Below are 21,333 nucleotides of genomic sequence, written 5' to 3' on the forward strand. Positions count from 1 at the left end.
CCGGGGCAATCCGGCATTCAGGCGAGGGTGGTTTCCTCGCAGCGGGCGACGAGTTCGGACAATTTGAGTCCGAGCGCCTGCGCAAGCTTGGCCATGGTGTGCAACGACGGCACGACCGCGCCGCGCTCGATCTCGCCCAGATAGGAGCGGTTGAGGTCGGCGCGCTCGGCGAGGGCCTCCTGCGACCAGGCATGGGATTCGCGGGCGTGCCGGATGATCCGGCCGAAGTGCAGATAGCGGCTCGTCATGTAGTCGCCTCGTCCTGGGTCTGCTGGCGCAGGCTGGCCTGCGTGATGATGCTGCCGGGCGGAACGCTGCGCGTCAGCCAGACATTGCCGCCGATGGCCGAGCCGTGGCCGATGGTGATGCGGCCGAGAATCGTGGCGCCGGCGTAGATCACGACGTCGTCGCCGACAGTGGGGTGGCGCGGCAGGCCCTTGTGCAGTGCGCCGCTGGCGTCGGTGTCGAAGCGCTTGGCGCCCAGCGTGACGGCTTGGTACAGCCGCACGCGTTCGCCGATGACGGCCGTTTCGCCGATGACGACACCGGTGCCGTGATCGATGAAGAAACCGCGACCGATCCGCGCGCCGGGGTGGATGTCGATGCCGGTTTCGGCGTGAGCGAGTTCGGCGACGATGCGGGCCAGCAGCGGAACGCCGAGCACGTACAGCGCGTGGGCGAGACGGTGATGGATGATGGCGATGATGCCGGGATAGCACAGCAGGATTTCGTCGACGCTGCGCGCGGCCGGGTCGCCGAGGTAGGCGGCTTCGACATCGCTGTCGAGTAGCCGGCGGATCTCGGGCAGCCCGGTGGCAAAGGTCCGGACGATGTCGCGGGCCTGCTGGTCGAGCTGGGTGCCGGCGTCGTCCGGCCGGGTGCGGCCGGCGAAGTTGAGTTCGAGCTTGACCTGGCCGAGCAGCGCATTGAGCGCCGAGTCGAGCGTGTGACCGACGTAGAAATCCTCGCTGGCCGGGCGCAGGTCGGCCGGCCCCAGCCGCAGCGGAAACAGCGCACCGCGCAGGGCGTGGGCGATCGTGGTCAGGACATCGCGGGAAGGCAGCTCGCGGCTGCTGGGTTCGGGCAGGCGCTGTTGCGAGGTCCGCCACTGGCTGCGGATGGTGCGCAGGTCGGCAACGATCTGGTGCAGCGGCCACAGGCTGCTGTCGGTGGCCGGAGTGACAAGCGGGGGCGTGTCGGCGATCTTCATGGTTCAGTCCTGCAGCCAGGGCAGGTCATGGTGGCGCCAGCCACCGATCGTGCCGCGCCGCTGCTGCGCGTCCAGTTCGCCCTCGAAGCCTTCCAGCACGTTGAAGACCTGGCTGAAGCCGGCCTTGCTGGCCGCCGTTGCGGCTTCGGCCGAGCGTTTGCCGCTGCGGCACAGCAGCAGCAGTACCGCATCCTTGCCGCCGGTCCTGGTTTCCAGTTCCTTCACGAAGCGCGGGTTGCGGTTCAGTGCGGTGCCCGATGCCCAAGGAACGTTGAGTGTGCCGGGCACGGCACCGACGAACTTCACTTCCTCGGGCGAGCGCACGTCGACCAGCCGCGCTGCACCATCGCCGACCAGCTGCCAGGCCTCTTGGGGCGTGACGCTGCCTGCAAACGCAGCGTGTGCCGGGTCGAGTCGCTGGCGTGCCGCAATCAGCAAGGGATGCGCGTTGGCCGGGCGACCTGCGTTGGGGCTGTCGGTCTGCGGGGCGAGGGCGGTATTGGACATCTGGTTCTTCTCCTGTCTGGGCAATGTCGCGCTGCCGGTTTGCGCGATCTGGTCCGGGCAGGATAAAAATCAGGCGATTGGTCGTAAAGGAATATCAAATATTCAATTTATTCCTAGTGGTTATTTGTCGGTGTAATGTTGTGGCCGCGATCGCCAACAACCGGATCAAACCGGAAATGCCCGCGCGGGATACCATCACAATGGGCGCAAAAAAGCCCCGCGGTTGCGGGGCTGTGCCGGTGACCGCGGCGGTTGTACGCTGCTTCAGCCTTTCAGGACCCTTGCCAGCGCCCAGACCGCAGCATCGGCGTTGGCGAGGCCATGGTGACGTGCCGCTTGCCAGGCTTCGGCAAGGGCCGGGTCGAACTGACCGCCGTACCGCTGATGCAGGACGTCCAGATCATGCAGATGGCCCAGTGCTTCCTGTGCTGGCTTGCACTGCGGGCCGAAGCGCTGCCAGCGCTTGTCCAGCCACAAGGCCTGACCGTCGTGCAGATAGCGCGCCTTTTTGACGAGCAGACGGGCCGCGTGCCATTGGCTGGCAGGGGTGGCGGGCGTCAGCTGCTCGAGGGTACGGTGCATTTTGCGCCGCGCGCGTCGTGTGGCCAGCCGGCTGCCGGCTTCCAGTCGCGTCTGATCGAGTGCATCGACGGCCTGCAGAACGCGCAGGTGCAGCGTATCGATGGCGGTGCCGTGCAAGGTCAGCACGGTAACCAGCGTCGTCTGTTCAGCGGCCGGTGTCAGTGTTGCCAGCAGTGCCCCGCTGCCCGGCAGGGTGGCCAGCAGCGCAAGGACCACCTCGTCGTCACGCAAGACATTGGTGTCGTGGGCCAGTGCACCCAGTTCGGCACGGATGATGGCGATGTCCGGTCGAGCGGCAAACGGTGCCAGCGAGGCCCGCAAGCCGCGCACGGCAACGCGCAGTGTGTGCAAGGCCTCCGGGTCGTCGCTGCCGGCTTGCAACGCGGCGTATGCGGCTTCGATTGCGAGCGCGTCCCGTCTGAGCCGCCGTTGCCAGCGCCGCAGCCGGTTCATGATCAGACCTGCTCCGGGGCGGTCTGCGCCTGCACCCAGGTGAGTGCATCGTGCAGCGAGCCGAACACCGGCACCTCCAGCGTCAGCGTGTGGGCATCGGGCTGGCGCAGGTCGGGAATCATCGCGACGCGGCAACCGGCCGAATGCGCTGCCTTGACGCCGAAATTCGAATCCTCGAAGGCAAAGCAGTCGCCGGCCGCCACGCCGAGCGCACTGGCCGCGGCCAAGTAGATGTCGGGTGCCGGCTTCGGGTGGACGATTTCGTCGCCGCAGCGGCTGGCGCTGAGGTAGTCCCAGAGTCCGGCCGCCTTGAGGTGATGCTCGGCGATGCTGCGGCGGGTCGACGTCGCCACGGCGATCGGGATGCCGCGATCACGGAACCAGTCGAACAGCGCGTGTACGCCGGACTTCAGCGGAATCGGCGCTTCGGTCAGTTTCAGGTAGTGGCGATGCGTCGTGTCACGGATGGCGTTGACCGGGAAGTCCGGGCCAAGCTCGCCGGTGAGGTAGGTTTCCACCTTGCTCGAATGCATGCCGACCATGCCGAGGACGACAGATTCGTCGATCGATACGCCCAGCTCGTCGGCCGCGTGTTGCCAGGCACGGCAGGCAATCCGTTCGGTATCGAGCAACAGGCCGTCCATGTCGAAAATGGCACCGCGGGCGGGGAAGGGCTGCATCGCAGATAATCCGGGTTTCCAGTAAAGCGGTAGTTTAACCGATGCGGCCGTCCGGCCGCAGCGAAGGGGGAAATCCATGTCAAAACGCAAACCGCAGCCCGGCGACTGTCCGTGCGGCAGCGGCCTGATCTATGCAGCGTGCTGTGGCCGCTATCACGCCGGGCAACCGGCGCCGGATGCCGAGGCGCTGATGCGCTCGCGCTACTGCGCCTACGTGCTCGGACTCGAGCCCTACCTGCTGGCGAGCTGGGCGCCGGAAACCCGACCGGCATCGCTCGGTCTGGCCGACGACGCTCCGATCAAATGGCTCCGCCTTGAAGTGGCCGGACACTTTCCGGCCGGCGACACCGCCGAGGTTGCCTTTACCGCCTTCTACAAGGCCGGGGGCAAGGCGGAGCGGCTGACCGAGCGCAGCCGCTTCCGTCGTGACCCGCAAGCAGGCTGGCTGTACATCGACGGTGACGTCGACGCGGGTTGAGTCGGGCCACTGATGCACCGGAAGCGGCCGTCCGGCCGGGCCGGTTGTGCGTTTGTGGTGCCGATGCGTCAAAATTAAAACGATCGTTTGCTTCAATGCTTGACGCAGGTCAACGCGAAGCGTACTTTTCAAACATGTGTTTGAAATTGTGATCGGTCGATTACAAAACACAAGGAGCAGAAGATGGCTGAATCGGCCAAAGCACTCGAAACCTCGGCGCGCATCCTCGATGCCGCCGAAAAGCTGTTTGTCGAACATGGCTTCCATGCCACGTCGATGCGACTGATCACGCAGGCTGCCGGCGTCAACATCGCTGCGGTCAATTACTACTTCGGTTCGAAGGACGGCCTGTTCAAGGCCGTGTTCGAGCGCCGTGCCGAGCCGTTCTCGCAACTGATGCTTGCACACCTGGAAGAGGCCGAGCGTGCCAATCCGGTGCCGAGCGCGCTGCAGATCGTCCACGCCTTCACCAACGCCGCGCTGCAGATGGGCAACGAGCCCGACTACGGTGGCCAGCTGTTCGTGAAGCTGCTGGCACGCACCTTCGTCGAGCCGCATCCGGCGCTGAAGGAAAGCATGCCGCGCCGCTACGGCGAAGTTTCGCGCCGCTACATCGCCGCACTGGGCCGGGCCATGCCGCACCTGTCCGAGCTCGAACTGCACTGGCGTTTCCATTTCCTGTCGAGCGCGCTGTTCAACGCGTTCGCCGGCAACAACGTGCTGCGTCTGTTCATGGCGCAACCCATCGTCAACGCGCGGGACCCGGAGCTGGTCGCGCGCATGCTGCTGCCGTTTGTCGTCGCGGGGCTCAATGCCCCGTCTGCCGGCTGACGTCTGCTTTTCCCCTCAAGAGGAGAGAGTTCATCATGACCGCACTGATCGGAATCGCCGTTGTTCTGGTCGCCTTTTTGGTGCTCGCGTACAAGCGGGCACCGTTGTGGCTGACGTCCCTCGTGGTCCTGGCAGGTCTGGGCTACTGTATCGCCGTGCAAGGTGCGCACTGGGGCTGGGGTGCGGGCGCGCTCGCCGTGCTTGCGGTGCTGAACCTCAAGCCGCTGCGCCGCGCGATCGTCACCGGTCCGCTGTTCTCTGTCTTCAAGAAAATCACCCCGCCGATGTCGCAGACCGAACAGGAAGCGATCGACGCCGGCACCGTCTGGTGGGACCGTGACCTGTTCTCGGGCAAGCCCGACTACAACAAGCTGCACAGCTATCCGGCGCCGAAGCTGACTGCCGAGGAAGAGGCCTTCCTCAACGGCCCGACCGAAACGCTGTGCCAGATGCTCGACGACTGGCAGATCACGCAGGAAACCAAGGATCTGCCGCCCGAAGTCTGGCAGTTCATCAAGGACAACGGCTTCCTGGGCATGATCATCAAGAAGCAGTTCGGCGGGAAGGAGTTCTCGAACTACGCCCACGCCCGCGTCGTCACCAAGATCGCCACCCGTTCGGGCTCGGCCGCGGTGACCGTGATGGTGCCGAACTCGCTCGGCCCGGGTGAACTGCTGCAGCACTACGGCACCGACGCGCAGAAGAACTACTATCTGCCGCGCCTTGCCAAGGGTCTCGACATTCCGTGCTTCGCACTGACCAGCCCGGAAGCGGGTTCGGACGCCGGCGGCATTCCCGACTACGGCATCGTCTGCCGCGGCAGCTACACCGATCCGCGTACCGGCGAGAAGCACGACAACGTGCTCGGCATGCGCGTGACCTGGGAAAAGCGCTACATCACGCTCGGCCCGGTCGCGACCGTGCTCGGCCTGGCGTTCAAGCTCTACGACCCGGAGCATCTGCTCGGCGACAAGGAAGACATCGGCATCACCTGCGCGCTGATTCCGACCAACCACGAAGGCGTGAGCATCGGCCGTCGCCACTATCCGGGTACCGCGACGTTCCAGAACGGCCCGAACTGGGGCAAGGACGTGTTCATTCCGATGGACTGGATCATCGGCGGCAAGGATTACGTCGGCCAGGGCTGGCGCATGCTGGTCGAGTGCCTGTCGGTCGGCCGCTGCATCTCGCTGCCGGCGATGTCGGTCGCCTCGGGCAAGCTCGCCTCGTACACCACCGGTGCCTATGCCCGCATCCGCAACCAGTTCGGCATGTCGATCGGCAAGTTCGAAGGTGTCGACGAAGCACTGGGCCGGATCGGTGGCTTCACCTATCAGATGGATGCCGCACAACGTCTGGCGCTGACTGCGCTCGATCTGGGCGAAAAGCCGTCGGTGCTGTCGGGCATCCTCAAGTACCACAACACCGAACGCATGCGCAAAACCATCAACGACGCGATGGACGTGCATGCCGGCAAGGCCGTCTGCACCGGTCCGCGCAACTACCTGGCGCTCGGTTATGGCGCGATTCCGGTCGCGATCACGGTCGAGGGCGCGAACATCCTGACCCGGTCGATGATCATCTTCGGTCAGGGCGCCATCCGCTGTCATCCGTTCGTGCTGAAGGAAATGCGCGCGGCCATGGGCAACGACGGCAAGGCCTTCGACGACGCGGTGATCGGTCATATCGGCTTCACGGTATCGAACGCGGTGCGTGCGCTGGTGCTCGGCGCAACCGGTGCCAAGCTGGCCGGCGGCGGCAAGAGCGGCCCGACCGCGCAGTACTATCGCGACATCACGCGTCTGTCGTCGGCATTCGCCTTCCTCGCCGACATGGGCATGGCCTCGCTCGGCGGCAGCCTGAAGTTCAAGGAAAAGCTGTCGGCCCGTCTCGGCGACATGCTGTCGAACCTGTACATCGCCACTGCGTCACTGAAGAAGTTCGAGGACGACGGTGCGCCGAAGGAAGACCTGCCGCTGCTGCGCTGGGCCGTCGAGACCGCGCTGTTCGATTGCCAGGAAGCCATGAACGGTTTTCTCGCCAACCACCCGAGCGGTGCGCTGGCGTGGCTGATGCGCCGCGTGGTGTTCCCGTTCGGCCAGTCGTACAAGCCGGCCAGCGACCGCACCGGCACCGCTGTCGCCAAGCTGCTGATGGAGCCGTCGGCCTCGCGGGATCGCCTGGTGCACTACATGTACCGCTCGAAGGACGAGAACGATGCCGTCGGCGTGCTGGAGCATGCACTGAAGGCCGTGATCGAGACCGAAGCACTCGAAGGCAAGCTGCGCAGCGCGCAGCGCAAGGGTCAGCTGGCCGGCATCACCGCGCAGGACAAGCTCGACGACGCGCGCAGCAAGGGCCTGATCAACGACATCGAATTCGCCGCGGTGCAGCGTGCACGCCGCCTGAAGCGCGAAGTGATCATGGTCGACGACTTCGATCCGCAGCTGGCGATGGCCGATTCTGGTGCAATCCACCGCAAAGTGATCTGAACGTGCAACGAAACGGGGCGATAGGTAGTGTGATTATTGACACTACATCGCCAGTGCCGAACCATAGATAAATCGCTCGTTTTAAAAGAGTGATTCACAAACAAAGCTTGCAGCACTGCTGCGTCTAAGGAGAGCACGAATGAAACAGATCGCGTTTGCGTTGCGCATGATTGGTGCAGGGAGCCTGGTCGTGGCAGCGGCCGGGGCCAACGCATCCGGTTACAACTTCGGCGTACAGAGCGTCAGCGCGCAAGGGGTCGCCAATTCGGCGGGCGCCGCGGCTCAGGATGCCACGACGATTTTCTACAATCCGGCCGGCATGACCTATCTGCCGGGCACCAACATCTCCGCCGGTCTGGTGGTGGTGGATGCGCACGTCAAGGCCGAAAACGTGACCGCGACGACGGCGGCAGGCCGTCCGGTCAGCGGTGGCGACGCCGGTGATCCGACCTCGCCGGTCGCCGTGCCGCAGCTGTACGCGTCGTACCAGCTGAACGAGAAGGTGTGGCTGGGTCTGGGCATCTTCGTGCCGTTCGGCGACGCGATCGAGTACAACAGCGACTGGGTGGGCCGCTACAACGGCAACAACCTCGACCTGAAGACGATCGCGATCAATCCGAGCTTTGCCTACAAGATCAACGACCAGTTCTCGGTCGGTGCCGGCGTGACCGCGCAGTACATGGACGCCAAGTTCAAGAAGCGCGCGGACTTCGGCACCCAGGCCGGTGCGACGGTCGTCGGCGGCAAGCCGCTGGCGGCGAGCAATCCGAAGCTGCTCGCCGGTACCGGCCAGTACGACGGCGAGCTCGATTACGAAGGCACCGACTGGGCGTTCGGGTTCAATCTGGGCGCGATGTGGCAGATCGATCCGACGCTGCGCGTCGGTACCGCCTACCGCTCGAGCATCAAGCACAGCCTCGAAGGCGATGCCAACTGGTCGCGTCCGGGCACCCTGGGTCTGGGCGCGCTGGATGCCACCGTGATCGGCAACCTGGCACTCAAGGGCTACCGCAACGGCAACGGCACCGTCGAAGTCGACACGCCGGATTCGTACTCGCTGAACTTCTACAAGGTGATCAACGACCAGTTCGCCATCATGGGCGACTGGACCTACACCTGGCATTCGAAGTTCGAAGAACTGCGGCTGAAGTTCGAGACCGGCCTGCCGGACGCGGTCATCGAGCAGGACTGGAAGAACACCAGCCGCTACTCGCTCGGTGCGACCTACAAGGTCAACGATCCGCTGACGCTGCGCTTCGGCCTCGCCTATGACCAGAGCCCGGTGCCGAGCGACAGCGAGCGCATTGCCGCACTGCCGGACAACGACCGCATCTGGTACTCGATCGGCGCCAACTACGCCTTCAACAAGGACCTGTCGCTGGACGTTGCCTATACCTATGTCGATATCCAGGACGCGAGCATGAACAACACCGAGTGCTCGCCGGCCAACGGGTGTACCGGCAGCGGCACGACGACCAAGGCCAACTTCAAGAGCTACGCCAACATTCTTGGCGCACAACTCAACTACCGCTTCTAAGGCAGGACGGCGGGCGGGGCAACCCGTCCGCCGGGCGGCCGGCCGGCCGCTGCCTTCTGGGGCGTTTTCCACGCGGGGATATATTGCATGTCTAACGTATCGCAGAAACAGATCCGCAAGGTTGCGGTGCTCGGTGCCGGTGTCATGGGAGCGCAGATTGCCGCCCATCTCGCCAACGCCGGTATCGAGACCGTGCTCTTCGATCTGCCGGCCAAAGAGGGCCCGGCCAACGGCATCGTGCTCAAGGCCATCGACAACCTCAAGAAGCTCAAGCCCGCACCGCTGATGTCGGCGATGCGTGCCGAACTGATCGACGCCGCCAACTACGGCAGCGATCTGGCCAGGCTGGGCGACTGTGATCTGGTGATCGAAGCGATCGCCGAACGCCTGGACTGGAAACTCGATCTGTACGCCAAGATCGCACCGCACCTCGCACCGCACGCGATTCTCGCGACCAATACCTCCGGCCTGTCGATCCAGAAACTGGCCGATGGCGTACCGGGTGAACTGAAGCCCCGCTTCTGCGGCATCCACTTCTTCAACCCGCCGCGCTACATGTACCTCGTGGAGCTGATCCCGACCGCCGGCACCGAAACCGCCGAGCTTGACGCGCTGGAGACCTTCCTGGTCACCCGTCTGGGCAAGGGCGTCGTGCGCGCCAAGGACACCCCGAACTTCATCGCCAATCGCATCGGTGTGTTCTCGATGCTGGCGACGATCCACCACGCCGAACAGTTCGGCATCCGTTTCGACGTTGTCGACGATCTGACCGGCCCGCGCATGGGCCGTCCGAAGTCAGCGACCTTCCGCACCGCCGATGTCGTCGGCCTGGATACCTTCGCGCACGTCGTCAGGACCATGACCGACAACCTGCCGGATGATCCGTGGGCGGCGTACTACAAGAGCCCGGCCTGGCTGGCCGCGCTGATCGAGCAGGGCGCGCTGGGCCAGAAGACCCGCGCCGGCATCTACAAGAAAGAAGGCCGCGACATTTTCGTGCTCGACCCGAAGGCGGGCCAGTACGTGCCGTCCGGCCAGAAGGGCAGCGACGAGGTCAAGGCGATCCTGAAGCTGGAAGACCCGGCGGCCAAGGTCAAGGCGCTGCGCGAGTCGGCACATCCGGAGGCCCAGTTCCTCTGGGCCTGCCTGCGCGATGTGTGGCATTACGTCGCCACCCTGCTGGACGGCATCGCCGATTCGGCCCGCGACATCGATTTCGCGATCCGCTGGGGCTTCGGCTGGAAGCAGGGCCCGTTCGAGCTGTGGCAGGCCGCCGGCTGGAAGGCCGTGGCCGAAGCGGTGAGCGCCGATATCGCTGCCGGCAAAACCATGGCATCGATCCCGCTGCCGGCCTGGGTGGTCCAGCGCGATGGCGTGCATGCGCCGGAAGGTTCGTACAGCGCGGCGCAGAACAAGCTCATTGGTCGTTCGACGCTGCCGGTCTACGGCCGTCAGCTGTATCCGCCGCAACTCGTTGGCGACGCCGAGCCGAATTTTGGCGAAACCGTGTACGAGAACGACAGCGTTCGCATGTGGCTGCCGCCGGCAGCAACCGACGTGCCGGTGCTGTCGTTCAAGACCAAGGCGCATTGCATCGGTGCCGGCGTGCTGGCCGGCGTGCAGGAAGCGATCCGCATCGCCGAAGCGCGCTTCCAGGGGCTGGTGCTCTGGCATCCGGATGCGCCGTTCTCGGTCGGCGCCGATCTGGCCAGCATGGGCCCGGCCTTCATGACCGGTGATTTCGACGCGATCGAAAACATGGTTGCCGAATTCCAGCGTGCGTCGATGGCGATCAAGTACGCCAAGGTCCCGGTGGTCGGCGCGGCGCAGGGCTACGCCTTCGGCGGTGGCTGCGAGTTCCTGATGCACTGCGCGCGGGTTGTGGCTGCAGTCGAAACCTATATCGGCCTCGTCGAAGTCGGCGTCGGCCTGCTGCCGGCCGGTGGCGGTTGCAAGGAGTTCGCGCTGCGCGCCAGCCGCGAAGCCAAGGGTGGCGACATCCTCGGCGTGCTCAAGGACTACTACCTGGCAATGGCGATGGCCAAGGTCGGCACCAGTGCCGAAGAAGGCCAACAGATCGGTTACCTGCGCGAGTCGGACATCGTGCTGTTCAACAGCAACGAGCTGCTGTTCGTCGCCCAGGCGCAGGTCCGCGCGCTGGCCGCGACCGGCTACCGCGCACCGGTGAAGCCGAAGGCGTTCCCGGTGGCCGGCCGTACCGGCGCCGCGACGATCAAGGGGCAGCTGGTGAACATGCTCGAAGGCGGCTTCATCTCCAAGTACGACTACCACATCGGCGTGCAGATCGCCGAGGTCGTGACCGGCGGCGACGTCGAAGCCGGCACGCTGGTGAACGAGGAGTGGATTCTCAAGCTGGAGCGCGAGCGCTTCATGGGCCTGCTGAAGAAGGGCAAGACCCAGGAACGCATCATGTACATGCTCGAGAACAACAAACCGCTACGAAACTGACCGGTCTGCGGGCCTCCGCGGCGCATGGCGGCGTCACCGGGGCTGGTTCGGCATGCTCATGGGCTTCAGCCCATTCCGCTGTCTCGCCATCCCCGTCCCTTGCCCTGCACCACGGCCTTCCCGCAGCTCTCGCGGTTCTGACACAGTTGGCGACCCTTGAGGTCGCAAGTGCAACAAATCAGGAGCTCACCATGAGCAAACAGATTCAGGAAGTCTATATCGTCGCTGCGACCCGCACGCCGGTCGGCAAGGCGCCGCGCGGCATGATGAAGCACGTGCGTCCGGACGACATGCTGGCCCACGTGATCAAGGGTGCGATGGCGCAGGTGCCGGGGCTTGATCCGGCGCGCGTTGACGACGTCGTCGTCGGCTGCGCGATGCCTGAAGCCGAGCAGGGCATGAACATGGCGCGGATCGGCGCCTTGCTCGCCGGCCTGCCGGACACCGTCGGCGGCATCACCATCAACCGTTTCTGCTCGTCGGGCATCAATGCGGTGTCGATGGCCGCCGACCGCATCCGTGTCGGTGAAGCCGACGTGATGGTCGCCGCCGGTGCCGAGTCGATGTCGATGGTGCCGATGATGGGCAACAAGATCGCCCTGAACCCGGAATTCTTCGCCAACAACGAAAACATGGCGATCGCCTTCGGCATGGGCCTGACCGCCGAGAAGGTTGCCACCCAGTGGAACGTCAGCCGCGAGGATCAGGATGCGTTCGCGGTCGAGTCGCACCGCCGTGCGCTGGCCGCGATCGAGTCGGGTGCATTTGCCGATGAGATCACCCCGCTCGACGTGACCTACCGCGTGCCGAATCTGGCCACCGGGGAAGTCGAGCTGGTGAGCAAAACGCTGACCACCGACGAAGGCCCGCGTGCGGGCACCAGCCTCGAAGGCCTGGCCAAGCTCAAGACCGTGTTCGCCGCCAAGGGTTCGGTTACTGCCGGCAACAGCTCGCAGATGTCAGACGGCGCCGGTGCGCTGATCCTGGTGTCGGAAAAGGTCCTGAAGGAATACAACCTGACCCCGCTGGCCAAGTTCACGACCTTCGCGGTCAAGGGCGTGCCGCCGGCGATCATGGGCATCGGTCCGAAGGAAGCGATTCCGGCCGCCCTGAAGCAGGCCGGCCTGACGCTGAACGACCTGTCGTGGATCGAGCTGAACGAAGCCTTTGCCGCACAGGCGCTGGCCGTCAGCCGTGATCTGGATCTGGACATGAGCAAGGTGAACCCGAACGGGGGGGCGATTGCGCTCGGCCACCCGCTCGGCGCCACCGGCGCCATCCGCGCCGCAACGCTGATCCACGGCCTGCGCCGCCAGGGCAAGCCGGGTGCCTACGGCATGGTGACGATGTGCATCGGCACCGGCATGGGTGCCGCCGGCATCATCCAGGTGCTGTGAGGCCGCAACGAGTTTGACTCTGCCTGTCTTTTGCCCACGCTCATCCCGTGGGCTTTTTTTCTGGAGGACGACAATGAAAAAACGCGCAATGACGCTGGCCCTGATGCTGGCGCTGACCGCCGGCGTGGCCAGCGCGCTCGAAGTTGCGGGCACGACGGTGCCCGACAAGGCCGAAGTGGCCGGCCAGTCGCTGCAACTGAATGGTGCCGGCGTGCGCAAGAAGGTCGTGTTCGACGTCTACGTGGCATCGCTGTATACCGGCGCAAAGGTCGGAGATGCCGCAGCCGTCATCGGCGCCACGACGCCACGGCGGATGGAACTGCGCATGCTGCGCGAAGTGTCGGCGGGCACGATGCACGAATCGTTCGTCGACGGACTGCAGGACAATGTGTCCGCCGGTGAGATGAAACGGTTTGCACCGCAGCTCGATGCACTCGACAAGGTGTTCCGCGAGGTCAAGACCGTGGCCAAGGGCGACGTGATCCAGCTGGATCTGCTGCCGGGGCAGGGGACGAAGGTCACGGTGCGTGGCAAGGCCTACCCGTTGATTGCCGGTGACGACTTCGCGTCGGCGTTGCTGTCGATCTGGCTGGGCAAGACGCCGGTGCAGGCCGGGCTGAAGGCGCAACTGCTCGGTGCCCGCTGAGCGCGAGACGGCGTGTCCGGCGGCCGGGGACGGCGCATTGCCTGCACATTCCGGCGGTTGCTGAGCGACGTACACAAACAAAAGGACTGCCTGGGCAGTCCTTTTGTTTTGTAGTGGTATTACATGTTTATGTTTCAACAATTCGTGCTTGCTACACGGAAATTTGAATATTCTTGATGGTTACAACGCGATGCGTGTAGTCAGTTACATTGCGTAACGCGAGAATATAGGTAGTAAAAGTACAAAAACACTTGCGTCATAAGCGTAGTCTTGCTAAAGTCCACTCATGCCAGCAAGCCAGCTGACATCAAGCAACGTTGAGCCTCTCCAAGGAGACGCACATGAAATCCCTGCTGAAAATCGTCAAGAACGTCGAGAAGGCCCAGAGCCTGATCGTTAAATCTTACGGATGGCGTCTGACGCTCGTTCGTTGATGTTTGCGCGGTCCCGCGCATCTCTGTAGTACCCGGCCTCTTGGCCGTTATCGACTCCTCCTATTTGATGCCCGTGCATCGGCCCTTGTGGGCTGAGCCGGGCAATTTTTTTGTTTGTCGATCCTTCGTACCGAATCGCCGCGCCGCACGGGCTTTCGGCTAAAGTACGATGTTTTCTGCCTGTTGCCGCTGCATGTCCGCCCTGACGCGTTCCGCCATCCTGAGTGTTCTGTTTGCCACGAGCCTGGCCTGGGGCGACGAGACCGAAATCGCCTCGTATCAGGTCAGGATCGATGCGCCGTCGGATATCGAAAACCTGCTGGAACGTTACCTCGACCTCTATCGCTGGCGGGACGACAAGAAAACCTCGCCAGAGAGCCTGCAGCTGCTCGTCGACCGCACGCCGCAGGAAGCCGCGGCACTGCTGCATACCCAGGGCTATTTCTCCCCCAAGATCACCGCGAAGCTGGACAATGACGGCGGCAGCTATCGCGCCGTGGTCAGCGTCGATCCCGGTCCGCCCACCACGGTCGGCAAGATCGATTTCGAACTGATCGGTCCGATTACCGAGGACGAGGATTACTACAAGCGCTCGCTGGCCCGGCTCGAGGGCGGCTGGGCGCTGGCCGAAGGCGAGGTCTTTACCCAGTCGGCGTGGTCCGAAACCAAGCAACGCGTACTCAACCGCATTCTGGCGCGGCGTTACCTGACCGCGCACGTCGCCAAAAGCGAGGTCAAGGTCGACCCGGCCAGCAATACTGCCGACATCACGCTGGTCATCGACAGCGGCCCGGCATACAAGCTGGGCGAGGTGACCATCAAGGGGTTGCAGCGTTATCCGGAGCAGATCGTCCGCAACCGGATCGATCTGCACGAGGGCGGCGAATACCGCCGCAAGGACCTCGCCGATCTGCAGTCCGACCTGCAGTCGATGCCGCAGTTCGGCGCCGCCGTGGTCGAGGCCGACCCGTCGACGTCGCCACCCTATGTCGCGCCGGTAGTGATCAACCTGCAGGAAGTGCCGCTGAACAAGCTGGCGCTGTCGCTGGGCTACAGCACCAATACCGGCCCGAGGGCCGAAGCACAGTACTACTACAACAACCTGCTCGACCGGGGCTGGGTCGGCGGCATTCGCGCCAAGCTCGACGGCGACGAGCAGGAAGGCGAGGTGTCGATCGATTTTCCGCAGTTCAAAAGCGGTTATTCGCATCGCGCCTACGTCAACTACACCAGCAGCGATGTCGAGGGGCTGGATACGCAGACGCTCAAGGGCGGCGTGTTCCGGACTCGCAAGGAAGACCTGATCGACCGGACGCTGGGTATCGAGTACCTGCGCGAACGCCGGGTCAACGCCGACAACGACATCGAGCGTCCGCAGGCCTTGGTTGCGTACTACAAGTGGATCCGTCGCGACCTCGACAACCGCCGCGACCCGAAGAAGGGCAACACCCTGCAACTTGAGGCCGCCGGCGCAGTGCAGGGGGTGGCGACCGACGAATCGTTCGTCGAGCTCTACGGCCAGGGCGTGCAGTACTGGAAGATCGGCAAGGGCGACGTCGCCTTTGTCCGGCTGGAGCTCGGACAGAACTTCACCAAGGATCCGACCAAGGTGCCGACCGACTATCTGTTCCGTGCCGGTGGTGCGAACAGCGTCCGCGGTTACGACTACCAGAGTCTCGGCATCAAGTCCGGTGATACGACCGAGCCGGGCCGGGTGCTGGCGACCGCAACGCTGGAATACCAGCATGCGGTCTACAAGGACTGGCGGGCGGCGGTATTCGTCGACTACGGTGACGCCGCCGACACCTGGCGCAGCTTCGACGGCCAGACCGGTGTCGGGGCCGGCGCGCGCTGGGTCAGCCCGGTGGGCGTGCTCGGCGCCGATCTCGCCTACGGCCTCGATGCCGAACAATGGCGCTTCTATTTTTCGCTCGGGTTGACGTTCTGACATGAATCACGCCGATACGGACCAGAACGCGCAACAGCCGCCGACGGACGCGCCGCCGCCGACCTCACCCAAGCCCCGGCGAAGCGTGCTGCGCTGGCTGGTCTGGGGCGTACTGGGGGCCGTGCTGCTCCTGCTGGCCCTGGTCGCAGGAGGGCTGGCGTGGATCGACAGTGCAAGCGGCCACCGCTGGCTGACCGGGCGGATCAATGCCAGCGGTGTCGCCAAGCTCAAGTCGTTCGACGGGTCGCTCTGGCGCGGCATCACGATCAACGGGCTGGTCGTCGATACCGATGCGGTCACGGTCCGGCTTGATCGCGGCTATCTCGGCTGGGAGCCGGCCGGCTTGCTCGTGCGGCGGCTGTCGGTCACTCGGCTCGAACTGGGGCATCTCGACGTCGCCACCAAGCCGTCGCCGCCGAACCGGCCGTCGTCGCCACCGCCGACGTCGCTGAGCCTGCCGCTGGCAGTGGACGTGGATGCGGCCAGTCTGCAGCGTTTCACCCTTGCAGGCTCGCCGGTCGACCTGCAGCACGTGCGGTTGAACCTCCACAGCGATGGCAAGGTGCACCGGCTCGACCTGCAGCAGCTCGATACCCCGAGGGGCCGGGTCAAGGCGCAGTTATCGCTGGACGGGCGCGCACCGTTCGCAGTCAGCGGCCGGCTCAGCTACGGCGGCGTGATCGAGGAACGTCAGCTGGAAAGCCGCTTTACCCTGAGCGGATCGCTGCGCGACCTCGGCCTTGCCGGGACGGTCAAGGGCGAGAAGATCGGCATCGATCTGGACGGCCGACTCGACGTGTTTGCGCCCTATGCGTATGCGATGCTGAAGGCGGCGCAACTCAAGGCGCACGGCGTCAACCCGGCAGCACTGCAGCCGGGTTTGCCGCAGGCGTCGCTCGACATCGATCTGGCGCTGACTCCAAGTACAGGCCAGCTCGCGGCCGGTCGGCTGGCACTGAAAAACACCCTGCCCGGCGCCGCCAACGCCAAACGCATTCCGCTGACCTCGCTCAACGCCGCGTTCGCGCTGGGCGACGACCATCTTGACCTGACGTCCCTGCAGGCGTCACTGCCCGGCGGTGGCGAGATCAAGGGACGTGGCCGCTTCCTTGCCGACCAGCTTGAGGCCACGATCGACATTGCCGGTCTCGACCTGTCGCATCTGGTGCAGCAGCAGCCCAGGAGCCGGCTGGCCGGACAGATCCAGCTGAAGGGGCCCTATGCGGCACCGGACGTTCGCGCAAAGCTCGACGACCCGACCTTCAAGGCGGCGCTGACCGCCGATCTGGGCTGGATACGGCCGCAGACCGAGCGCCGCCTCGCCGTGCGCAGTGCCGAACTCAAACGGGGCAACAGCACACTGACGCTGAAGGGCGAGTTCGGCTTCGAGCGTGAGGATTTCATCGCCGAGGCCAGGCTCGATAACGTCAATCCGGCCGAATTCGCCACTGTTCCGGCAGGCCGGATCAGTGGGCGTGTGGATGCCAAGGGGGCGCTCAAGCCGGCGCTGACCGCGACGCTGAACTACGAGCTGGCGCAAAGCACGTTCAACAATCGGCCGCTGTCCGGCAAAGGGACGCTCGATCTGAGCGAGACGCGGCTCAAGCACGCCGACCTGTGGCTGGCGCTCGGCAACAACCGGGTCAGCGCCCGTGGGGCACTCGGGGCGGCCAACGACAAGCTCGACCTGCAACTGGCGCTCGACAGCCTTGGCGAGCTCGGTCCCGGATTCGGCGGCCGGGTACAGGGAACGTCGCAACTGATCGGTACGTTCACCAAGCCGCTGATCAAGACATCGCTGAGCGTGACCGGGCTGACGACGCCGTTCGGCCTGAAGCTGGCCAGGGGAGCGCTCGACGGCCAGCTCTACGCCGATCTGAACAGCCCGATGCATTTCGATGCCGAACTGGCCGGGCTCGAGGGCTTCGACGCGAAAATTGCCCAGCTCAAGCTTGTCCTCAACGGTACCCGCGGCGCGCACGTGATGCGGCTGGCTGCGGCCGGGCAGTATCGTGACGAAGCGGTCGGCATCGACCTCGATGCGGCGGGTGGACTGGATGCGCAGTGGCAGTGGCGCGGCCGGATCAACAAGCTTGAAGGCCGGGCGATGCTGCCGGTCCGGCTCGAGTCGGCCGTCGATGCCAGCTTTGGCGCAGCCAGGGTCGAGGTCGGCGCCGTGGGGATCAGTGTCGGCGAAAGCCGCGTCCGGCTTGAACGCCTGCTCTGGCAGCCGGGGCGGCTCGAGACCAGCGGCAGTGCCGACAAGCTGGTCACGGCCGAGCTGCTCAAGCTGGCAGGGATCAAGGCGGTGCAGAGTGATCTGCTTGTCGGCGGACGCTGGCAGCTGAAACAGGGCGCGACGCTGGACGGCGAGGTGAGTCTGGCGCGTATCGGCGGCGACATCCGGGTGCCGGCCAGCGAGCACAGCCCGGCCCATGCCTTGCAACTCGACCAGTTGAGCGTGCGTGCGCAGGCCCGTCAGTCGCAGATCACGCTCGACGGACAAGTGCACAGCAGCCGCTTCGGGCAGGTTGCGCTGAGCGGCGGCACGCGGGTCGATGCGCCGGCGTGGCAGGTGGAGATGGGGGCGCCGCTGACCGTGCGGGCAACGGGCAAGCTGCCCGATCTCGCCAAGATTTCGCCGTTGCTGAGCGACAGTCTGGTGCTGAAGGGCAGTGTCGATTTCGACGTCAGCCGCAGCGGTCCGCCGTCGCAAGGCGTCCTGGCAGGCACGCTCAACGGTGACAATCTGGCCATCCGCGACGGCGCGACCGGGGTGTCGCTGCAGGACGGCAAGGCCAGAATCAAGCTGGCACAGAACCGTGTGGTGCTGGACACCTTCACGTTCAAGGGCGGGCGCGGGGACCTGAGTGCCACCGGCCAGGTCGACCTGAGCGACAACGGTGCCGACGCCAATGCCACCATCACCGCCCGGCAGCTGACGCTGATCAACAAGCCCGACATGGTGCTGGTGGTGTCGGGCAAGGGGGACGTGCGCTACGGCAAGGACGGATTGTCGGTCACCGGCAACCTCAGGGCCGACCATGGCGACATCCGCTACCGCTCGACCGACGTGCCGCAGTTGTCCGACGACGTGGTGATCGTCGGCCAGAAGAAGGACGTCGGCAAGCCGGTACCGCTGGCCAACCTGCAGTTCGAAGTCGATCTCGGCGACGATTTCACGTTCCGCGGTTACGGGCTCGAGGCGCAGCTGTCCGGCCTGTTGCGGCTGCGCACAACGCCGAACCAGAGCCTGCAGGGCTTCGGCACCGTCAAGGTCGAAGACGGCACCTACCGGGCTTACGGCCAGAAGCTGGCCATCGAGCGCGGCATCGTGTCGTTCTCGGGGCAGCTCGACAATCCGGGGCTGGACATCCTCGCGGTCCGGCAGGGGCTGTCGGTCGAGGCCGGGGTCGAGGTCAAGGGAACGGCGCTCAATCCGCGGGTCAAGCTCTACTCGGTGCCGGTCGTGCCCGATAACGAAAAGTTGTCGTGGCTGCTGTTCGGTCACGGTACCGACAACATGGAAAAGGGCGATTCGGCGGTGCTGCTGCAACTGCTGAACGCGGCGCTGTCGAGCGGCAATCCCGGCGAGAGCTTTTCGGACGAAATCTTCAGCAATCTGGGGATCGACGAGGTCGGTGTGGCCTCGGACCGGATGGAGGACGGGACGACCACACAGGTGGTGACCGTGAGCAAACGGCTCAACAAATGGCTGACGCTGGGGCTCGACAAGAGCGTGAACGGCCTCAAGGACGCGGTCCGCTTTACGGTGCAGCTGTCGCGGCGCTGGTCGTTCGTGACGCGGATCGGGACCGATGAAAGTACCGTCGACGCCAAGTATTCGATCAACTTCGATTCGATCTGGGGCGACGACAAGCCGGCGGTGCCGGCAAGGTAGCGGCCTAGAGCGTCCGCGCGAGCACCCAGGCCTCGATGCGGGCCGCGCCGGCGCGCTTGAGCGTGATCGCGAGCGTGTCGAGGGTCAGGCCGCTGGTCATGACGTCGTCGACCACGGCGATGCGCAGGTCGCGAACGGCGGCGTTTGCGGCAAACGCGCCGCGCAGGTTGTGTCGACGCTCGCTCAGGCTGAGGCGGCTTTGCTGGCCGGTATCGCGAATCCGGGTGGCCAGATCGTACCGCAGGGGTAGACCGCGGCGGCGGGCCAGCATGGCGGCAAGCTCCGCGGACTGGTTGAAGCCGCGCTCGCGCAGGCGGCGGGGATGCAGCGGCATCGGGATGATGACGTCGATGTCCGGTGTCTCGGGCAGCCTTGACGCCAGCAGGCCGGCAAACGCCCGCCAGAGCGGCCAGCGGCCGGCGTACTTGGCGGCTACGATCAGGTGGGCCGCGTCGCCGGCGTAGCGAAGTGCCGCATAGCTGGCGTCGAAATGGGGCGGGTCGGCGAGGCAGCCGCCGCACAGGCCGCCGTCGAGCGTCGGCAGCGTGCAGCGCGGACAACAGCTCGAGGGGAGACGCGGCAAGGCCGCGTCGCATGCGTCGCAGAAGCTGCCGCGGCACCCGCGGTGACACAGCGTGCAACAGCTCGGCCAGAAAATGTTGTTCAGAAATCGCATCGGCTGATTTGACAATGACCCGGGGCGTGCCGAGAATGGCGCGACTTCCATTTCTAGCCCATTCTGGTCCGCCATGACGCAAACGATCGAATTCAAGCGCCTTACGCCGCATCCGCAGCAACAGAACTGGACCCTGGACGATGTCGCTGCGCTGTTTGCGTTGCCGTTCAACGACCTGCTGTTCCGGGCGCAGCAGGTGCACCGCGCGCATTTCGATGCGAACCGCGTGCAGCTGTCGACCTTGCTGTCGGTGAAGACCGGCGGCTGTTCCGAGGATTGCGGCTACTGTTCGCAATCGGCGCGGCACGATACCGGTCTCGAGCGCGAGACGCTGATGGATGCCGACGAAGTCATCGAGGTGGCCCGGGTCGCCAAGGAAAACGGCGCGAGCCGTTTCTGCATGGGCGCGGCGTGGCGTGGACCGAAGACCAAGGACCTCGAGTCGGTGAAAAAGATGATCGCCGGCGTCAAGGCGCTGGGGCTGGAGACCTGTGCGACGCTGGGCATGCTCAAGGACGGTCAGGCCGAAGAGCTGCGTGACGTGGGGCTCGACTATTACAACCACAATCTCGATACCAGTCCGGAGAAGTACGCCGATATCGTCAGTACCCACAGCTATGCCGACCGGCTCGATACGCTCGGCAAGGTACGCAAGGCCGGGCTGCATGTCTGTACCGGCGGCATCGTCGGTCTCGGCGAAACGCGTGCCGACCGTGTCGGGCTGCTCGCGCAGCTCGCCAATCTCGATCCGCAGCCGGATTCGGTGCCGATCAACAATCTGGTCAAGATCGAAGGTACGCCGCTGGCCGGCGATCAGGCGGTCGGCTGGACCGAGTTCGTGCGTACCATCGCGGTGGCGCGGATCACCATGCCCAGGTCGTATGTCCGCCTTTCGGCCGGCCGGCAGCAGATGGACGAGGCAACGCAGGCGCTGTGTTTCATGGCCGGTGCCAACTCGATTTTCTACGGTGACAAGCTGCTGACGACGGGCAATCCGGACGTGACGCGCGACAAGGCGCTGTTCGACAAGCTCGACCTCAAGCCGCTGTAAAAGGCGTCTTCAGCAAAAAGCCCGGCCGTTGCCGGGCTTTT

General features: G+C 64.9%; 16 protein-coding genes. 10 read left to right on the top strand and 6 right to left on the bottom strand.

Translation table 11 applies throughout. From position 1 onward, the window contains the following. Positions 1 to 17: 17 nt before the first annotated feature. From IE097_RS10755 to IE097_RS10775, 5 genes are all read right to left on the bottom strand, one after another. Positions 18 to 248 (bottom strand): helix-turn-helix domain-containing protein, encoded by a 231-nt coding sequence (locus IE097_RS10755; RefSeq protein WP_189460587.1) that lies wholly within the window; start codon positions 246 to 248, stop codon positions 18 to 20. Next, positions 245 to 1,210, bottom strand: coding sequence for a serine O-acetyltransferase EpsC (epsC, locus tag IE097_RS10760; RefSeq protein WP_189460589.1), 966 nt, complete (start codon positions 1,208 to 1,210; stop codon positions 245 to 247). Before epsC ends, IE097_RS10755 begins: the two co-directional genes overlap by 4 nt. A gap of 3 nt (positions 1,211 to 1,213) precedes the next feature. Beyond that, positions 1,214 to 1,717, bottom strand: coding sequence for a rhodanese-like domain-containing protein (locus IE097_RS10765; RefSeq protein WP_189460590.1), 504 nt, complete (start codon positions 1,715 to 1,717; stop codon positions 1,214 to 1,216). A gap of 264 nt (positions 1,718 to 1,981) precedes the next feature. Beyond that, positions 1,982 to 2,752, bottom strand: coding sequence for a CHAD domain-containing protein (locus IE097_RS10770; RefSeq protein WP_189460592.1), 771 nt, complete (start codon positions 2,750 to 2,752; stop codon positions 1,982 to 1,984). 2 nt (positions 2,753 to 2,754) lie between these two features. Then, a complete protein-coding gene (locus IE097_RS10775) occupies positions 2,755 to 3,432 on the bottom strand; it encodes an HAD family hydrolase (RefSeq protein ID WP_189460594.1) in 678 nt (225 codons plus the stop codon). A gap of 76 nt (positions 3,433 to 3,508) precedes the next feature. Between IE097_RS10775 and IE097_RS10780 the strand changes: the two genes are divergently transcribed. The 9 genes from IE097_RS10780 to IE097_RS10820 all read left to right on the top strand — a co-directional run bounded on the left by IE097_RS10780 (position 3,509) and on the right by IE097_RS10820 (position 19,565). After that, complete coding sequence (locus tag IE097_RS10780; RefSeq protein WP_189460596.1) at positions 3,509 to 3,910, top strand: YchJ family protein; 402 nt, start codon at positions 3,509 to 3,511, stop codon at positions 3,908 to 3,910. Between the two features lie 183 nt (positions 3,911 to 4,093). Beyond that, complete coding sequence (locus IE097_RS10785) at positions 4,094 to 4,741, top strand: TetR/AcrR family transcriptional regulator (RefSeq protein WP_189460597.1); 648 nt, start codon at positions 4,094 to 4,096, stop codon at positions 4,739 to 4,741. A 35-nt stretch (positions 4,742 to 4,776) separates the two neighbouring features. Further along, positions 4,777 to 7,233 (top strand): acyl-CoA dehydrogenase, encoded by a 2,457-nt coding sequence (locus tag IE097_RS10790; RefSeq protein ID WP_189460598.1) that lies wholly within the window; start codon positions 4,777 to 4,779, stop codon positions 7,231 to 7,233. Between the two features lie 139 nt (positions 7,234 to 7,372). Next, positions 7,373 to 8,770: an OmpP1/FadL family transporter gene (locus IE097_RS10795; protein ID WP_189460599.1), complete on the top strand. Its 1,398-nt coding sequence runs from the start codon at positions 7,373 to 7,375 to the stop codon at positions 8,768 to 8,770. Between the two features lie 87 nt (positions 8,771 to 8,857). Further along, complete coding sequence (locus IE097_RS10800) at positions 8,858 to 11,239, top strand: 3-hydroxyacyl-CoA dehydrogenase/enoyl-CoA hydratase family protein (protein WP_189460600.1); 2,382 nt, start codon at positions 8,858 to 8,860, stop codon at positions 11,237 to 11,239. 191 nt (positions 11,240 to 11,430) lie between these two features. Then, the gene (locus IE097_RS10805; protein WP_189460601.1) at positions 11,431 to 12,636 is read left to right on the top strand and encodes an acetyl-CoA C-acyltransferase; all 1,206 of its coding nucleotides are present in this window, start codon (positions 11,431 to 11,433) and stop codon (positions 12,634 to 12,636) included. A gap of 73 nt (positions 12,637 to 12,709) precedes the next feature. Further along, on the top strand, positions 12,710 to 13,282 hold the full coding sequence (locus IE097_RS10810; protein ID WP_189460602.1) for a chalcone isomerase family protein: 573 nt from the start codon (positions 12,710 to 12,712) through the stop codon (positions 13,280 to 13,282). 627 nt (positions 13,283 to 13,909) lie between these two features. Continuing rightward, complete coding sequence (locus IE097_RS10815; protein ID WP_189460603.1) at positions 13,910 to 15,664, top strand: autotransporter assembly complex protein TamA; 1,755 nt, start codon at positions 13,910 to 13,912, stop codon at positions 15,662 to 15,664. Between the two features lies 1 nt (position 15,665). Then, complete coding sequence (locus IE097_RS10820) at positions 15,666 to 19,565, top strand: translocation/assembly module TamB domain-containing protein (RefSeq protein ID WP_189460605.1); 3,900 nt, start codon at positions 15,666 to 15,668, stop codon at positions 19,563 to 19,565. A 4-nt stretch (positions 19,566 to 19,569) separates the two neighbouring features. On the opposite strand, the gene IE097_RS10825 is transcribed toward IE097_RS10820, so the two are convergent. Continuing rightward, positions 19,570 to 20,148 (bottom strand): ComF family protein, encoded by a 579-nt coding sequence (locus tag IE097_RS10825; RefSeq protein WP_189460607.1) that lies wholly within the window; start codon positions 20,146 to 20,148, stop codon positions 19,570 to 19,572. Positions 20,149 to 20,314: 166 nt separating this feature from the next. Between IE097_RS10825 and bioB the strand changes: the two genes are divergently transcribed. After that, positions 20,315 to 21,292, top strand: coding sequence for a biotin synthase BioB (gene bioB, locus IE097_RS10830; protein WP_189460609.1), 978 nt, complete (start codon positions 20,315 to 20,317; stop codon positions 21,290 to 21,292). The last annotated feature ends 41 nt before the right edge of the window (positions 21,293 to 21,333 follow it).

The organism is Jeongeupia chitinilytica, from assembly GCF_014652315.1.
Taxonomy (GTDB): Bacteria; Pseudomonadota; Gammaproteobacteria; order Burkholderiales; family Chitinibacteraceae; genus Jeongeupia; species Jeongeupia chitinilytica.

Coding starts and splice junctions, on each gene's coding strand:
- IE097_RS10790 (WP_189460598.1), top strand. CDS start 4,777: ATGACCGCACTGATCGGAATCGCCGTTGTTCTGGTCGCCTTTTTGGTG.
- epsC (WP_189460589.1), bottom strand. CDS start 1,210: ATGAAGATCGCCGACACGCCCCCGCTTGTCACTCCGGCCACCGACAGC.
- IE097_RS10785 (WP_189460597.1), top strand. CDS start 4,094: ATGGCTGAATCGGCCAAAGCACTCGAAACCTCGGCGCGCATCCTCGAT.
- IE097_RS10795 (WP_189460599.1), top strand. CDS start 7,373: ATGAAACAGATCGCGTTTGCGTTGCGCATGATTGGTGCAGGGAGCCTG.
- IE097_RS10820 (WP_189460605.1), top strand. CDS start 15,666: ATGAATCACGCCGATACGGACCAGAACGCGCAACAGCCGCCGACGGAC.
- IE097_RS10775 (WP_189460594.1), bottom strand. CDS start 3,432: ATGCAGCCCTTCCCCGCCCGCGGTGCCATTTTCGACATGGACGGCCTG.
- IE097_RS10800 (WP_189460600.1), top strand. CDS start 8,858: ATGTCTAACGTATCGCAGAAACAGATCCGCAAGGTTGCGGTGCTCGGT.
- IE097_RS10755 (WP_189460587.1), bottom strand. CDS start 248: ATGACGAGCCGCTATCTGCACTTCGGCCGGATCATCCGGCACGCCCGC.
- IE097_RS10815 (WP_189460603.1), top strand. CDS start 13,910: ATGTCCGCCCTGACGCGTTCCGCCATCCTGAGTGTTCTGTTTGCCACG.
- IE097_RS10770 (WP_189460592.1), bottom strand. CDS start 2,752: ATGAACCGGCTGCGGCGCTGGCAACGGCGGCTCAGACGGGACGCGCTC.
- IE097_RS10765 (WP_189460590.1), bottom strand. CDS start 1,717: ATGTCCAATACCGCCCTCGCCCCGCAGACCGACAGCCCCAACGCAGGT.
- IE097_RS10780 (WP_189460596.1), top strand. CDS start 3,509: ATGTCAAAACGCAAACCGCAGCCCGGCGACTGTCCGTGCGGCAGCGGC.
- IE097_RS10810 (WP_189460602.1), top strand. CDS start 12,710: ATGAAAAAACGCGCAATGACGCTGGCCCTGATGCTGGCGCTGACCGCC.
- IE097_RS10805 (WP_189460601.1), top strand. CDS start 11,431: ATGAGCAAACAGATTCAGGAAGTCTATATCGTCGCTGCGACCCGCACG.
- bioB (WP_189460609.1), top strand. CDS start 20,315: ATGACGCAAACGATCGAATTCAAGCGCCTTACGCCGCATCCGCAGCAA.